This is a genomic window from Aeromonas sp. R2-4 (assembly GCF_040908365.1).
Classification (GTDB): Bacteria; Pseudomonadota; Gammaproteobacteria; order Enterobacterales; family Aeromonadaceae; genus Aeromonas; species Aeromonas veronii.
Genome location: NZ_JBFODO010000049.1, coordinates 1 through 14,521, shown reverse-complemented (window position 1 = coordinate 14,521; position 14,521 = coordinate 1). Strand labels below are relative to the sequence as shown.

Below are 14,521 nucleotides of genomic sequence, written 5' to 3'. Positions count from 1 at the left end.
GATCAAAACAGCAGTAAATGAGGGGTTGGTTGCGACAAATGTCAGCTGCGCCTTGCCTTGGCCACTGCACTGTATATACTGCCAGTGTGCTGTATAAAAAGACAGGTGCCAATTCTATGAAACCCCTTACCCCCCGCCAGGCCGAAGTGCTGGAGCTGATCAAGGTGAACATGAGCGAGACCGGTATGCCGCCGACTCGTGCCGAGATTGCCCAGAAGCTTGGTTTCAAGTCGGCCAATGCGGCCGAAGAACATCTGAAGGCCCTGGCCAAAAAAGGGGTCATCGAGATCATGCCGGGCACGTCCCGCGGCATTCGCCTGTTGCTCGAAGAGGAAGAGGTGCTGGAAGAGAGCGGCCTGCCGCTCATCGGCAAGGTGGCTGCCGGTGAACCTATCCTGGCTCAGGAGCATATCGAGAGCCACTATCAGGTGGATCCCGCCCTGTTCCACCCGCGCGCAGATTTTCTGCTGCGGGTGCAGGGGATGAGCATGAAGAACATCGGCATTCTGGATGGCGATCTGCTGGCGGTGCACAAGACCCAGGAGGTGCGCAACGGTCAGGTGGTGGTCGCCCGTCTCGATGAGGATGTCACCGTCAAGCGCTTCCAGCGCAAGGGCAGTCAGGTATGGCTGCTGCCGGAGAATGAAGAGCTCTCCCCCATCGAGGTGGACCTCTCCTGCCAGCAGCTCACCATCGAAGGACTGGCTGTCGGGGTAATCCGCAACGCTGACTGGATGTAATCATCCCCGCCAACTGCGTTTGCCACACGGCCTCCTTCGGGAGGCCGTGCTGTTTCTGGCGCACTTTCCCTGTCATATCAAACAGATCATCGGCGGCGGCATTTTTGTCCTGCGCGACCGGCTACCAATCATCCATTTCAGATATATGCTCAGATCAGTGCCCTGTCGCCGAGACAGGGCTTGGCACCTCCCTCTGACCATCACAATGCGTCGGTACGGGAGGGCCGGTAACAACGAGAATCGGGCTGTACACCTTCACGGGATATGAAGGGGGAGTGGGGAGATCCCGAGCCTTGTCAGGCAAAGGGGACCACTTGTAATGGTTGCAGATAGTCGTGACGGGCCTGTTCCCAGTTCAGGCCGACGAAGCAACATGACCTGTCGGTCAAGGAGGACTGGTATGGCATCAAGATCGCCATGGGATTCAGAGGCTGGGGCTGCGCCAGCGGAATCGTCAATCACCCGTTTCGTCAAAGGTAGCCGGATGACCTGGTTTTACGGTCTCTGGCTGCACCATCGTGGTTCGCACTGGACGCTCTGGCTGGGATGCCCGAAAGAGAAGGTGGTGCGTCTGGTGCTGCTGTTCAAACGGGGTCACGGTGATCGCCAGGGGGAAGAGGGGTGGCTGGCCCCCGTGATTCCCATCGGCGTGCGGGCCATCGGCAAGATGTTGCAGCAGGGGCGTAACGCTCGCCCCTGAGCAGAAGAGACCAACAAATCCATCCATAACCGGCACCCGAGGGGGCCGGTTTTTTTATGGCCGCAACTGGCGATTAATTATGCCAAATGGTCGACTCCTGACAGGGCGTTGCACAAGGTTGAACCACCTTGGCGGCTCGCTGGGGTACAATGCCCCCTCTTGTCCGGTCACTGCTGGCTATCTGCCTCGAACTGAAAGGGTCTCTTGTTATGATGAAGCTCCGCTATCCCCTGCTCTTTCTGCTGCTGACAGCCTGCCTGATCCTGGTGTTCTACGCCACGCAGCCAGAGCAGCCGGAACAGGCCGATTATTATCCGGCGGGGCGGGACATCAATGATTTCGCCTTTACCGATGCGGACAACCAGCCGTTCACTCCTGCCAACCTGAAGGGGCACTGGACCTTCCTGTTCGTCGGCTACACCTTCTGCCCCGATATCTGCCCCACCACGCTGGCAGATATGCGTTCCGCCTATGACCAGCTGAAGAAGATGGCGCCCGACAGTCAGGTGGTGTTTATCTCGGCGGATCCCCAGCGTGACGATATTCCACGCCTCAAGACCTATACCGCCTTCTTCAATCCCGAATTCAAGGCGGCCACTGCCCCCCACGACAAGCTGTTCCCGTTCGTGCGCAATCTGGGGCTCATCTACTCCATCGCTAATCAGGGGGAGAAGGATTACCTGATCGATCACTCCGCCTCCATCGTGCTCATCAATCCCAAGGGCAAGCTGCAGGCGGTATTCCGTCCGCAAGTGGCGCCGGGTCAGGTGCCCCGGGTGCAGATGGCCACCATGCTCTCTGACTTCGTCCGCATTCTGAAGCTGGCAGGCCACTGAGCGTGACCCCAGCTGTTGCCCCCTGGTGGCGAGACCCCTCTCGCCACCGCGCTGTCTTTGCGCTCGCCCTGCCCATGGTTTTTTCCAATATCACCACCCCCTTGCTGGGGCTGGTGGACACCTGGGTGATCGGTCATCTCGGTCAGGCCTGGTTTCTGGGGGGCGTGTCGGTCGGTGCGACCCTGATCAACCTCATCTTCTGGCTGCTCGGCTTCTTGCGGATGTCGACCACCGGCCTGACGGCGCAGGCGCACGGCGCCGCCGACGGTCGTGCCCAGCTCGATACCCTGCTGCGGGCGCTGGGGCTGGCCATTGCTCTCGGCCTGACGCTGCTGCTGTTGCTCTTCCCGCTGTTGCCACGGCTGATCGCCCTGAGTGGCGGCTCGCCCGAGGTGCAGCTTTATGCGGGCCAATATGTGGCGGTGCGGATCTGGAGCGCCCCGGCGGCGCTCTGCAATCTGGTGATCATGGGCTGGCTGTTGGGGATGCAGGATGCCCGCAGCCCCATGGTGATGCTGATCCTCACCAATCTGGTCAACATGGCGCTCGATGCCCTGTTTGTGCTGGGACTCGGCTGGCAGGTGCGGGGTGTGGCGGCAGCCTCGGTCATGGCGGACTACTGCGCGCTGGCAGTCGGTATCTGGCTGGTACGCCGTCAGCTGGGGCAACTGGCGCCGACGGTGTGGCAGGATGGTTGGCAGCGCTGGCGGCAGCTCGCGCCCATGGTGCGGTTGCTCGGCCTCAACCGCGATATCTTCCTGCGCTCCCTCTGTTTGCAGCTCTGTTTCGCCTTCATGACTCTGCAAGGGGCACGACTGGGGGATGTGGCGGTGGCCGCCAATGCGGTGCTGCTCAACTTCCTGATGCTTATCTCCTACGGACTCGATGGTTTTGCCTATGCGGTGGAGGCCATGGTAGGGCGAGCCATCGGTCAGCGGGATCGGCAGAAACTGCGGGAGGCCATCGTGCTCAATCTGGGCTGGGCCGCCCTCATCGCCAGTGGTTTTACCCTGGTGTTTGCCCTCTTTGGTGCCCACCTTATCGGCTATATCACCGATATTCCGGCCGTGGTGGCGGAGGCAAATCGTCAGCTTCCCTGGCTGATCGCCATGCCGTTGCTGGCGGTCTGGTGCTTCCTGCTGGATGGCGTATTCATCGGGGCGACCCGGGCGCGGGAGATGCGCAACAGCATGTTGCTGGCCGCGTTTGGCGGCTTCTTCCCGATCTGGTGGCTCTGTCAGTCGTGGGGCGTGGCCGCGTTATGGGCGGCGATGGCAGCGCTGATGGTGGGGCGCGGTCTGTCGCTGGGGATCACTTGCTGGCGGCTGGAGCGCAGCGGGCATCTGCTCGACGCCCGCCACTGATCATCGGTGGCGCTTACATGGCACCGCCGTAGCCGAGCTGGCGCCAGCTCTCGTAGACAAAGACAGACACCGCGTTGGATAGGTTCATGCTGCGGCTCTGGGGCACCATAGGGATGCGTAGCCGCTGCTCGAATGGCAGACTCTCGATGATCTCGATGGGCAGGCCGCGACTCTCCGGGCCAAACAGCAGGGCGTCGCCAAGGGCATACTGGGCCGCCGAGTGTGCGGTGCGGCCCTTGGTGGTGCAGGCGAACACCCGCTTGGGCGCTACGGCTGCCAGAAATGCCTCATAGCTCGGCCAGCGCTTCACCTCGGCAAATTCGTGATAGTCGAGTCCCGCCCGCTTTACCCGCTTGTCATCCCACTCAAATCCCAGCGGCTCGATCAGATGGAGCCGGTAACCGGTATTGGCGCAAAGCCGGATGATATTGCCGGTGTTGGGCGGAATTTCCGGCTGGTAGAGGACGATATCGAGCATGACGAGCTCCTGCAAAGAGATGTAAAGCCAAGAAGGGGCGCCAGCATACCCAGCGCCCGTCCGGATGAAAAGGATCAGGCGATGGGCAAGCGGATGGTGATGGTCAGCCCGGTCGGATGATTGTTGCTGGCCGCAATGGTGCCGCCGTGGCGCTGTATTGCCTCCGAGGCGATGGCCAGCCCCAGCCCGGTGCCGCCGGTCTTGGCGTTGCGGGCATCATCGACCCGGAAGAAGGGCTGGAACAGCAGCGCCTGCTGCTCGTCAGGCACCCCGGGGCCGTCATCCCGAATGGTCATCACCCACTCCTGCCCCTCCCGATACCAGTCCACCTTGATGAACTCGCGGGCATATTTGAGGGCGTTGCGCAGGGGGTTCTCCACGGCCCGGGCCAGCAGCTCGGGCCACATCTGGATCGACTCGGCAGGTAGCGGCGGCAGTCTGAGCTGTTTGCCGCTCTGATTCGCTTCGAACATGGCATCTTCGAGGATGGGCTCCAGCAGGTCGGCCAGCGGATGTACCACCGGCGCCTCCACATGCTGCTGCACTCGCGACAGATCCAGCAGATCGCCGATCAGCTTGTCCAGCCGTCCGATCTCCGACTCGATCCGCGCCAGCTCGGCGCTGTCACCCTGTTTGCGGCGGATCAGCGCCTGCGCCAGTTGCATCCGGGTGAGGGGGCTGCGCAGTTCGTGGGAGATATCGGAAAGCAGCTGTTTCTGCTTCTGGATCATGCTCTTGAGCGTCTCCACCATGCGGCTGACGTTATCCGCCAGCTGGCCAATCTCGTCGCCCCGTCCCAGGTTGGGGATCTGCACCTCCAGATTGCCGGCCGCCAGTTGGGAAACCGATTTCTGCAACTGCAGGATGGGGCGGGTCAGCCGCCAGGCGAGCAGCAGGCAGAGCGGGGTGCTGACCAGCATCGAGATGCCCAGAATGCGGATCGGGTGATCCAGCACCTGAATAAACAGGAACAGGTAGGGATTCTCGGCATTGAGGCCGAAATAGACGTGATAGCGATGGCCGTGGTGCTCCATCAGGAAGGGGCCGGCGATCGCCTTGCGATCCTCGTTGCCCAGCATGGGGTTGGCCGGGTCATCGGCATCCACCATAAAGCGCACCACGAACTTGCGCGGATGGGTGGTGGACTGGATCTGCCCCTTCTCGTCGCGCAGGTAGACGTTGTCCACCGGCAGCATGGCGATCTTGTCCATCGCCTTGGCCAGATCGAAATCCTGATCCGGCTCGGCGGCGTTGAGCAGGGCCTGCACGTTGTTCTGCATCCGCGCCACTTCATGGGTCGGCAGCGGGATCTGGTTGCGGGGATCCAAGGTCGGCAGGCTGATCACGGCGGCCAGCATCACCAGCAGCATGAACCAGAACCAGAGGAAGATGTGGGTCGAGATCCCGTTGAGGGAGTTGATGCGCTCTATTCTTGCTCTAGCCACAGGTACCCGCGCCCCCGTACGGTTTTGAAGCGGGGCTGGCCATCGGTGCGGTCCGGCAGCTTCTTGCGCAGGTTGCTCAGGTGCATGTCGATGGCCCGATCGAAGGGTTCCAGCTTCTTGCCCAGCACCTGCTCGGAGAGGTGGCTCTTGCTGACGATCTGGCCGGGATTACGCAGCAGGCACTCCAGCAGCCCGAATTCGGTGGCGGTCAGCTCCAGCAGCTGTTCGCCGCAGCGGGCCTGCTGCAGGCCGGGTTGCAGCACGATATCCATGAAGTGCACTTCGTCGGAGGAGTTGCCGCGCTGGGGCGGGGCGCTCTGGGTACGGCGCAGGATGGCGCGTACCCGGGCCAGCAGCTCCCTGTCATCGAATGGCTTGGCCAGATAGTCGTCGGCACCCGCTTCCAGACCGTTGACCCGATCCTGGCTGTCGCCGCGGGCGGTCAGCATCAGCACCGGGGTGTCGTGGGTCTTGCGCAGCTTGGTCAGCATGGCAAAGCCGTTGAGCTTGGGCATCATCACATCCAGCAGCACCAGATCGAAGCTCTGCTCCGCCAGCCGTTGCAGCCCCTCTTCACCATCCTCGGCGACCGTGACCTGAAATCCCTCCAGGGTCAGAATTTCGGTGAGCAGTTGGGTCAATTCAAGATCGTCGTCGACCAGGAGTATTCTGTTCATCTGGTGTTATTCCGCAGATTTTCGCGCCAAACTGACGCCGGGGTCAGGGTATAATAAGTTTTTCATCGCCAGAGGAAAGCCGGTTTTGAGCCATCAACAATATTCCCGTTGGGTGACCTTTGCCAGCATAGCGGCGGTCACCACCGCTACCCTGCTGATCATCGGCAAACTGATCGCCTGGCTGATGACCGACTCGTCGACCCTGCTGGCATCGCTCACCGACTCCTTCATGGATGTGAGTGCCTCCATCATCAACCTGCTGGCCATTCGCTATGCGCTTGCCCCGGCCGATGACGAACACCGTTTCGGTCACGGCAAGGCGGAGTCGCTGGCTGGCCTCATCCAGTCGGCCTTTATCTCCGGCTCCGCCCTGCTGCTGGTGATGCACGGAATTTCATCCCTGCTCAATCAGGCGCCTATTCTGCGGCTGGAGGCGGGTCTCTGGGTCAGCGGCGGATCCATCGTGCTGACCCTGCTGCTGGTCAGCTTCCAGAGCTTTGTCATTCGCAAGACCAACAGTGTGGCGATCAAGGCTGACATGCTGCACTACCGTTCCGATCTGCTGCTCAATGCCGGTGTCTTGTTGGCGCTGGTGCTGGCGGGGCAGGGGTGGTACTGGGCCGACGGCCTGTTTGCCATCCTGATCGGGCTATTCCTGTTGTGGGGGGCGGGACACATCGGCTACGAGTCGGTGCAGGCCCTGCTCGATCGTCAGTTGCCAGCGGAAGAACAAGCGAGAATAATGGCGCTCTGCTGTGCCGTAGAAGGTGTACACGGCGTACATGACCTGCGCACCCGTCAATCCGGGCCGACCCGATTCGTACAGTTGCATCTTGAACTGGATGATCAGATCCCCCTGGTCAAGGCCCATCAGATCGCCGATGAAGCCGAGCTGGCGGTACGCCAGGCATTCGAGCGGATGGATGTCATCATCCACATGGACCCCATCTCGGTGCTGACAAAAGAACAACAGAGCCCTCACCCAGAACAACAGTAGGCTGCAACATGGATGAACTGGTTGCCAAAACCTGGCACAAAATTCAGCAAGAAGCGGAGTGCATGGCGGCCCAGGAGCCGATGCTGGCCAGCTTCTTCCACTCCACCATTCTCAATCACAAGAATCTGCGTTCGGCCCTCAGCTTCCAGCTGGCCAACAAGCTCGACAGCGCCACCATGCCCGCCATCGCCCTGCGCGAGGTGATCGAGCTGGCCCTGCGCAGCGAGCCCGAGCTGCTGACGGTAGTGGCGGCCGACATCTGCGCCGTGCAGGAGCGGGATCCGGCGGTCGACCTCTTCTCCACCCCGCTGCTCTATCTCAAGGGGTTCCATGCCCTGCAGGGGTATCGGGTCGCCAACTGGCTGTGGCGTCAGGGGCGCCGCTCGCTGGCCCTTTATCTGCAAAACCAGATCTCGGTGGTGTTCGGGGTGGATGTGCATCCGGCCGCCCGCATCGGCAAGGGGATCATGTTTGACCATGCCACCGGCATAGTGGTGGGCGAGACGGCAGTGATTGAAGATGATGTCTCCATCCTGCAGAGCGTGACCCTCGGTGGTACCGGCAAGGAGAGCGGCGATCGTCATCCCAAGATCCGCGAAGGGGTGATGATAGGGGCGGGCGCCAAGGTGCTCGGCAATATCGAAGTGGGCGTGGGCGCCAAAATCGGCGCGGGCAGCGTGGTGATCAATCCGGTGCCGCCTCATACCACAGTCGCTGGCGTACCTGCCAAGATCGTCGGCCGTCCGGAGTGCGACAAGCCTTCACTGGATATGGATCAGTGTCTCTGATCTCCCGGCCGGAGTAGTCGATGGCCAAACGCTGGTCGGGTTATCTGATTTTGGGGATGTGGCTGCTCAACCTGCTCCATCTCTATCTGGGACTCTCCCCCTGGCCCGCGGCCATTGCGGCCTGGGGGGCGTCACTGCTCACCTGGCCCTGGCTGGTGGGGGCCGCCAAGCGGCAGGTGCTGGCCCTGTATGGCGCGGCGCTGTTGCTGCTCATCTTCTCCTGGTGGCAGGGTGCGACCCTCAGCGCCGGTGACTGGCTGCTGCCCAACATCAATATGCTCACCATGTTTGCCGCGGTGAGCACCCTCAACCTTGCCACCTCCGGCTTGCTGACCGGCACCACCTCCTGGGCCGGGCGCAAGGGGCTGTGGAGCACCATGGCCAGCCTCAATCTGTTGGGGGCGGTCATCAACCTCTCGGTGCTGTTTATCATCGGCGATCGGCTGGAGCGCAATGGCACCCTGGAGCGGCGTCAGGTGATGGTGCTGAGCCGGGTCTTCTGTGCTGCCGCCTTCTGGTCACCCTTCTTTGTCGCCATGGCGGTGGCGCTTACCTATGCGCCGGGCTTGCAGCTCTCTCATATTCTGCCGTTCGGGATCCTCGCCGCCTTGCTGGCGATGGGGCTGACTGCCTGGCAGGTGGAGCGGATCGGGGTGGCCGACTTTGCCGGTTATCCGCTGCGGCTGCAGACTCTGGGGTTGCCGGTCACGCTGGCGCTGCTGGTGCTGCTCATCAAGCAGATTTGGCCCCAGCTCGGCATTCTGGCGGTGATCGCGCTGGTGGCCCCGCTGCTGGCGCTGCTCTTTATGCCGAGGGTTGGGCGCAAGGCGGCCCTCAAGCGGCAGGTGGTGGAGCGCTTCCCCGCCATCGGTGGCCAGCTGGTGCTGTTTCTGGGGGCCGGTTTGCTGGCGGCAGGCATCAACAGTGCGTTGTCGGTCATCGATCTCGGTGCTGGTCATGGCCTGCCACTGTTCAACCACTTTGGCTGGCTTGAGGCATCCGTCACCCTGCTATTGATTTTGCTGGTGGCCATCGTCGGGGTGCATCCGCTCATCAGTATCTCCGGGCTGGCGCCACTGCTCTGGCCGCTGGCGCCGGATCCCAGCCTGCTCGGCATGTGTTTCCTGCTGGGATGGGGGCTTGCCACCGGCACCAGTCCGCTCTCCGGATCCAATCTGGCGCTGGCCTCCCGCTACAACCTCAGTGCCGGGCTGATCCTGCGCTGGAACCTGCTCTACGGCCTGCTGATGTATGTCGTCGCCTGTCTGTTGCTGGGGGCTTATATCGCCTTGCATGGATAACGGCGGCGCCGTCAGGAGGGTGCAAATGATGCGCGGGCGGCGGGGTCTTTTACGCATGGTTCAGTGTGTTGTCGCGGCTCGGGCGCAGGATGCGAGAAAAATAGACGCATATTTAGACAATACATCTATGGAAGGCGCATTTTACAGCGCACTGGCTTGTTTGTGCCGATGCGCTCGGGGTATGCTGGCTTCACGCGCTTGAATCGCCCTCTGTGGGGCATCGCAATTGAACAAACAGGTATGCATATGTCACTAGAAGTCCTTGAGCAACTCGAATCCAAAGTACAATCCGCCGTCGACAACATCTCCTTGCTGAAGATGGAGCTGGACGAGCTGAAAGAGCAGAACAGCAAGCTGCAAGACGAGAACCATCAGCTGCGCAACGAGCACACTGCATGGCAGGAGCGTCTGCGTGCCCTGCTGGGCAAGATGGATCAGATGGGCGAAACCATCTAATTCATCGCCCTCAGGCAGAATTGAAAACGGGCCGCTCCATGAGCGGCCCGTCTGTTTTTGGCAGGGTGAGGATTACAGCGCCAGCAGTTGCTTGACTGTCTTCTCGATGCCGTCTGCTGCTTCGACTATGTTGTTGGCCAGCATGTAGGCGGGGGTGGAGATTACCTTGCGATCCTGATCCACCACGAATTCGTTGACCGGGCAGTTGAGATGGCTGCCACCCATTGCCTCGATGGCGTTGGCGGTACCCTCGTCATGGCCGATGGTCGCCAGCGTCCCGGCGCCATAGATCAGCGGGATCATGGCGGGCGCGATGCAGATATAGGCGGCCGGTTTGTTGGCTTTGGCAAAGCTCTGGCACGCTTTCAGCACATCGGGCTGGATCTGGCTCTCGGCCCCTTTGATAGCGAAGTCGCACAGGTTCTTGGCCGCGCCAAAGCCGCCGGGTACCAGAAGTGCGTCGTAATCGGCCGCATCCAGCTCGGCCACATCCTTTATCTGGCCACGGCAGATACGGGCCGCTTCGACCAGCACATTGCGGCTCTCTCCCTCGCTCACTTCACCGGTCAGGTGATTGATGACATGGAGCTGTGCCACGTTCGGGGCGAAGCACTGGACGGCGGCTCCCTGACGGGCCAACGCCAGCAGGCTGATGACGGCTTCGTGGATTTCGGCCCCGTCAAAGACACCGCAGCCACTCAAAATCACGGCCACTTGTTTCATGGCAAACTCCTCGTTGTTGAAAATGTGAGCCAGGATGGATTGTTGTACTTTTGTATGGTTATCGCTCGCCCTCCGCTGGTCAAGTCATCTTGCTGTGCTAGGATTGTTTCGTTTTGGATCCTGCCGTACCTACTCCCTTAAATCTTTTTCCACATTGATCGAGATCATTCTAACTGTCTCACGATCGGTTTTTACGATCTCAATACATTGTTTTTAATGGCTTTTTATATTCTTATGCACAGTTTTATCACTGTGTGCCCTGATGCGCCCCATTTTTGAACACAGAGTTATCCACAGATTGAGTCCCTTTATCAGGCGCTGTGTGCTGTTGTTTCGCCCCTTGGTGTGAGGGGGGCCCTGTGGCATCCTAGCGGCTGTTTATCTCTGGCAGGACGATTTCATGGCCCCTAGCAACCCCCTTATTCTGGTCGACGGCTCCTCTTATCTTTACCGCGCCTTCTTCGCCTCCCAGCAGGCCGATCTGCGCACATCGACCGGTTTGCCGAGCGGCGCCGTCCGTGTCATGGCCAACATGATGCGCAGCCTGCGCAAGCAATATCCTGACTGTCATGTGGCCGTGGTGTTTGATGCCAAGGGTAAGACCTTCCGCGACGACATCTATCCCGAGTACAAGGCGACCCGCGCCAGCATGCCGGACGATCTGCGCAGCCAGGTCGCCCCTATCCACCAGATGATCAAGGCGATGGGCTTCCCCTTCCTGATGGTGGAAGGGGTGGAGGCCGACGACGTGATCGGCACCCTGGCCCGCCAGGCGACCGAGAAGCAGCTGCCGGTCCTGATCAGCACCGGTGACAAGGATATGGCACAGCTGGTCTCCGACCATGTCACCCTGATCGACACCATGAAAGATGTGAAGACCGATCGGGAAGGGGTGATCGAGAAGTTCGGCGTACCGCCCGAGCTCATCATCGACTATCTGGCCCTGATGGGTGACAAGGTCGACAACATTCCCGGCATGACCGGTGTCGGCGAGAAGACCGCACTGGCCCTGCTGCAGGGGATTGGCAGCATCGACGAGATTGCCGCCAACCTCGACAAGGTCGCCGCCCTCGGCTTTCGTGGCTCCAAGGCCTTTGCCGACAAGTTCCGCGAGCAGGAGGAGCAGGTTCGTCTCTCCTATCGACTGGCGACCATCAAGACTGATGTCGAGCTGGAACAGAGTCTGGAAGAGCTGTTGCTCAAGCCGGTCGACAAGGAGTCCCTGCTGGCGGTCTATCGCGAATACGAGCTGCGCAACCTGATCAAGGAGCTGGAATCCGGTGGTGAAGAGGGCAGCGAGAGCGCCGGACAGGGCGACGCTGGCGATGACAACACCACTCCGGTTGCCCCCATCGAAACCGACTACCGCTGCATTCTGGACGAAGCCGAGTTTGACGGCTGGCTGGAACAGCTGAAAGCGGCACCGTTGTTTGCCTTCGATACCGAAACCACCAGTCTCGACTATATGGAGGCGCGGATCGTCGGCGTCTCCTTCGCGGTTGAAGCGGGCAAGGCTGCTTATGTGCCGTTTGGCCATGACTATCTGGGGGCGCCGGTACAGCTGAGCGAGGCCGTGGTGTTGGGCAAGCTCAAACCGCTGCTGGAAGATCCGACCCGTCTCAAGGTGGGACAGAACCTCAAGTACGATCGCAACGTGCTGCTTAACCATGACATCGACCTGCAGGGCATCGCCTACGACACCATGCTCGAGTCCTACGTGCTCAACTCCACCGCCAGCCGCCACGACATGGATTCGTTGGCCAAGCGTTACCTCGGGGTCGAGACCACCTCGTTTGAAGATATCGCGGGCAAAGGGGTGAAACAGCTCACCTTCAACCAGATCGAGCTGGAGCAGGCGGCCCCTTATGCGGCGGAAGATGCCGACATCACCCTGCGTCTTCATCAGGCGCTGTGGGGTCAGCTGGAGGCTGTGCCGGGTCTCGCCAAGGTATTCAGCGAGATCGAGCTGCCGCTGTTACCGGTACTAGCGCGGATGGAGTTGCTCGGTACCACCATCGATCCCAAGCTGCTGCACCAGCAGAGCCAGGAGATCGAGCTGCGGTTGGCGGAGCTGGAGAAGCAGGCTCACGAGCTGGCCGGGCAGGAGTTCAACCTCTCCTCGCCCAAGCAACTGGGGGAGATCCTCTTCACCAAGCTGGGGCTGCCGATCATCAAAAAGACTCCGAAGGGGGCGCCGTCCACCGCAGAAGAGGTGCTGGCCGAGCTGGCGGAGACCTATGAGCTGCCGCAACTGCTGATGGAACATCGCGGTCTGGCCAAGCTCAAGTCCACTTACACCGACAAGTTGCCGCTGATGATCAAGCCGCAGACCGGGCGGGTACACACCTCCTATCATCAGGCGGTAGCGGCTACGGGCCGTTTGTCATCATCTGATCCCAACCTGCAGAACATCCCGGTGCGCAACGAGCAGGGGCGCCGGATCCGTCAGGCCTTTATTCCGAGCGCCGGTTATAAGCTGGTAGCGGCGGACTACTCCCAGATCGAGCTGCGCATCATGGCGCACCTTTCCGGTGACAAGGGGCTGCTGACCGCCTTTGCCGAGGGCAAGGACATCCACAAGGCGACTGCCGCCGAGGTGTTCGGCGTGGCGCTCGATGCGGTCACCACCGACATGCGCCGCAGCGCCAAGGCGATCAACTTCGGCCTTATCTACGGCATGAGTGCCTTCGGTTTGGCCAAGCAGCTGGGGATCGGTCGTGCCGAAGCGCAGAAGTACATGGATCTCTACTTCGAACGCTACCCGGGCGTGCTGGAGTATATGGAGCGTACCCGCCAGCAGGCGGAAGCCCAGGGTTATGTCGAGACCCTGTTTGGCCGTCGCCTCTATCTGCCGGATATCAAGTCCCGCAACGCCGGTCTGCGCAAGGCAGCCGAGCGGGCCGCCATCAACGCGCCTATGCAGGGCACGGCCGCCGATATCATCAAGCGCGCCATGATCACCGTGGATAGCTGGATCCGCGGTATCGAGGATGAGTCGATCCGCATGCTGATGCAGGTACACGATGAACTGGTGTTCGAGATCCGTGAAGAGAAGCTGGAGGAGTACATCGCCATCATCAAGGAGAAGATGTCGGCCGCTGCCGAACTGCATGTGCCGCTGCTGGTGGAAGCGGGTACCGGTGACAACTGGGATCAGGCCCACTGATTTCCGGTCAGCCGTTCTGCACGGCTATATAGCTATATAAGAAGCGAAGCCCGGCATCATGCCGGGCTTCCTGTTTCTGCCTGCCCTATGAGGTCTCTTGCAGATACTCATCCTTGAGCAGGACATAGTTGTCAGCCGAGGTTTTGAGAAAGGCGATCTCGGCAGGTTTGAGCGGGCGAGCCTGTTTGACGGGATTACCTATATATAGAAAGCCCGATTCGAGTCGCTTGCCCGGTGGCACCAGCGAACCTGCGCCGATCATCACATCATCTTCAACCACGACGCCATCAAGCAGAATGGCACCCATGCCGACCAGCACCCGGTTGCCGATGGTGCAGCCGTGAAGCATCGCCTTGTGACCCACAGTGACATCTTCACCGATCAGCAGCGGATAGCCGGTCGGGTTGCTGGCGCTCTTGCGAGTCAGGTGCAGCACAGTGCCGTCCTGAATATTGCTGCGGGCGCCGATGCGGATATGGTTCACATCTCCCCGTGCCGCCACCATGGGCCAGATGCTGGCGTCGTCGGCAAGTTCGATATCGCCCACCAGTGTCGCGCAGGGATCTACATACACCCGTTTGCCCAGTTGCGGGCATTTTCCCTTATAGGGTCTCAGTCGCAAGTCCATCTTGGCCTCCTTGTTTTCGGCCATTCTAGCAATCCGGAATCGGTTTCTGTGGATAAGTTTGTATAAAAGCTGTGTTTGGATATGAATAACTAAAAAAGTGCGGTTTTTTGCAATTTTATTGCCGATGAGGGGTTGCCAGAAAGAATCTGTTCCCTATAATGCGCCTCCATCGACAGGGCAAGCGGCAACGCAAACAACCTCGTCGATAACCTCGAAAAGCCT

The 14,521-nt window shown here is 60.5% G+C and carries 14 protein-coding genes; 9 read left to right on the top strand and 5 right to left on the bottom strand.

Annotated features, from left to right (window positions below; genetic code table 11):
- Positions 1-116: 116 nt before the first annotated feature.
- From lexA to dinF, 4 genes are all read left to right on the top strand, one after another.
- Positions 117-740 (top strand): transcriptional repressor LexA, encoded by a 624-nt coding sequence (gene lexA / locus AB5Z05_RS18260; RefSeq protein WP_005339540.1) that lies wholly within the window; start codon positions 117-119, stop codon positions 738-740.
- A gap of 484 nt (positions 741-1,224) precedes the next feature.
- On the top strand, positions 1,225-1,440 hold the full coding sequence (locus AB5Z05_RS18255; protein WP_019446524.1) for a hypothetical protein: 216 nt from the start codon (positions 1,225-1,227) through the stop codon (positions 1,438-1,440).
- Positions 1,441-1,649: 209 nt separating this feature from the next.
- Positions 1,650-2,276 carry an SCO family protein gene (locus AB5Z05_RS18250; RefSeq protein WP_368152600.1) on the top strand — a complete coding sequence of 209 codons (627 nt, stop codon included), beginning with the start codon at positions 1,650-1,652 and terminating at the stop codon, positions 2,274-2,276.
- Positions 2,277-2,278: 2 nt separating this feature from the next.
- Positions 2,279-3,640, top strand: coding sequence for an MATE family efflux transporter DinF (gene dinF, locus AB5Z05_RS18245; RefSeq protein ID WP_368152597.1), 1,362 nt, complete (start codon positions 2,279-2,281; stop codon positions 3,638-3,640).
- A gap of 13 nt (positions 3,641-3,653) precedes the next feature.
- Here the strand turns inward: dinF and trmL are convergent, their stop codons facing one another.
- From trmL to AB5Z05_RS18230, 3 genes are all read right to left on the bottom strand, one after another.
- Positions 3,654-4,118, bottom strand: coding sequence for a tRNA (uridine(34)/cytosine(34)/5-carboxymethylaminomethyluridine(34)-2'-O)-methyltransferase TrmL (gene trmL, locus AB5Z05_RS18240; RefSeq protein WP_331379520.1), 465 nt, complete (start codon positions 4,116-4,118; stop codon positions 3,654-3,656).
- Positions 4,119-4,192: 74 nt separating this feature from the next.
- Entirely contained in the window at positions 4,193-5,563 is a 1,371-nt protein-coding gene (locus AB5Z05_RS18235; RefSeq protein ID WP_005339547.1) for an ATP-binding protein, read from the bottom strand.
- Positions 5,545-6,240 (bottom strand): response regulator, encoded by a 696-nt coding sequence (locus AB5Z05_RS18230; RefSeq protein ID WP_005339549.1) that lies wholly within the window; start codon positions 6,238-6,240, stop codon positions 5,545-5,547. The genes AB5Z05_RS18235 and AB5Z05_RS18230 overlap by 19 nt, the downstream gene beginning before the upstream one ends.
- A gap of 85 nt (positions 6,241-6,325) precedes the next feature.
- Here AB5Z05_RS18230 and AB5Z05_RS18225 point away from each other — a divergent pair, with 85 nt between their 5' ends.
- The 4 genes from AB5Z05_RS18225 to AB5Z05_RS18210 all read left to right on the top strand — a co-directional run bounded on the left by AB5Z05_RS18225 (position 6,326) and on the right by AB5Z05_RS18210 (position 9,782).
- Positions 6,326-7,237: a cation diffusion facilitator family transporter gene (locus AB5Z05_RS18225; RefSeq protein WP_005339551.1), complete on the top strand. Its 912-nt coding sequence runs from the start codon at positions 6,326-6,328 to the stop codon at positions 7,235-7,237.
- A gap of 8 nt (positions 7,238-7,245) precedes the next feature.
- Positions 7,246-8,025 (top strand): serine O-acetyltransferase, encoded by a 780-nt coding sequence (cysE, locus tag AB5Z05_RS18220; RefSeq protein ID WP_005339552.1) that lies wholly within the window; start codon positions 7,246-7,248, stop codon positions 8,023-8,025.
- A gap of 20 nt (positions 8,026-8,045) precedes the next feature.
- Positions 8,046-9,326 carry a hypothetical protein gene (locus AB5Z05_RS18215; protein ID WP_368152593.1) on the top strand — a complete coding sequence of 427 codons (1,281 nt, stop codon included), beginning with the start codon at positions 8,046-8,048 and terminating at the stop codon, positions 9,324-9,326.
- Between the two features lie 246 nt (positions 9,327-9,572).
- Complete coding sequence (locus tag AB5Z05_RS18210; RefSeq protein ID WP_005339554.1) at positions 9,573-9,782, top strand: cell division protein ZapB; 210 nt, start codon at positions 9,573-9,575, stop codon at positions 9,780-9,782.
- 72 nt (positions 9,783-9,854) lie between these two features.
- On the opposite strand, the gene elbB is transcribed toward AB5Z05_RS18210, so the two are convergent.
- Entirely contained in the window at positions 9,855-10,505 is a 651-nt protein-coding gene (gene elbB, locus AB5Z05_RS18205; RefSeq protein WP_335838225.1) for an isoprenoid biosynthesis glyoxalase ElbB, read from the bottom strand.
- Between the two features lie 400 nt (positions 10,506-10,905).
- Here elbB and polA point away from each other — a divergent pair, with 400 nt between their 5' ends.
- Positions 10,906-13,671, top strand: a complete 2,766-nt coding sequence (polA, locus tag AB5Z05_RS18200; protein ID WP_335838226.1) for a DNA polymerase I — start codon at positions 10,906-10,908, stop codon at positions 13,669-13,671.
- A gap of 85 nt (positions 13,672-13,756) precedes the next feature.
- Here polA and AB5Z05_RS18195 read toward each other — a convergent pair whose 3' ends face one another.
- The gene (locus AB5Z05_RS18195) at positions 13,757-14,299 is read right to left on the bottom strand and encodes a gamma carbonic anhydrase family protein (protein ID WP_043826439.1); all 543 of its coding nucleotides are present in this window, start codon (positions 14,297-14,299) and stop codon (positions 13,757-13,759) included.
- Positions 14,300-14,521: the final 222 nt, after the last annotated feature.

What these genes read in the sequence shown, in the direction of transcription:
- lexA (WP_005339540.1), top strand. Translation starts at nt 117, where the DNA reads ATGAAACCCCTTACCCCCCGCCAGGCCGAAGTGCTGGAGCTGATCAAG.
- AB5Z05_RS18255 (WP_019446524.1), top strand. Translation starts at nt 1,225, where the DNA reads ATGACCTGGTTTTACGGTCTCTGGCTGCACCATCGTGGTTCGCACTGG.
- AB5Z05_RS18250 (WP_368152600.1), top strand. Translation starts at nt 1,650, where the DNA reads ATGATGAAGCTCCGCTATCCCCTGCTCTTTCTGCTGCTGACAGCCTGC.
- trmL (WP_331379520.1), bottom strand. Translation starts at nt 4,118, where the DNA reads ATGCTCGATATCGTCCTCTACCAGCCGGAAATTCCGCCCAACACCGGC.
- AB5Z05_RS18230 (WP_005339549.1), bottom strand. Translation starts at nt 6,240, where the DNA reads ATGAACAGAATACTCCTGGTCGACGACGATCTTGAATTGACCCAACTG.
- cysE (WP_005339552.1), top strand. Translation starts at nt 7,246, where the DNA reads ATGGATGAACTGGTTGCCAAAACCTGGCACAAAATTCAGCAAGAAGCG.
- AB5Z05_RS18215 (WP_368152593.1), top strand. Translation starts at nt 8,046, where the DNA reads ATGGCCAAACGCTGGTCGGGTTATCTGATTTTGGGGATGTGGCTGCTC.
- AB5Z05_RS18210 (WP_005339554.1), top strand. Translation starts at nt 9,573, where the DNA reads ATGTCACTAGAAGTCCTTGAGCAACTCGAATCCAAAGTACAATCCGCC.
- elbB (WP_335838225.1), bottom strand. Translation starts at nt 10,505, where the DNA reads ATGAAACAAGTGGCCGTGATTTTGAGTGGCTGCGGTGTCTTTGACGGG.
- polA (WP_335838226.1), top strand. Translation starts at nt 10,906, where the DNA reads ATGGCCCCTAGCAACCCCCTTATTCTGGTCGACGGCTCCTCTTATCTT.
- AB5Z05_RS18195 (WP_043826439.1), bottom strand. Translation starts at nt 14,299, where the DNA reads ATGGACTTGCGACTGAGACCCTATAAGGGAAAATGCCCGCAACTGGGC.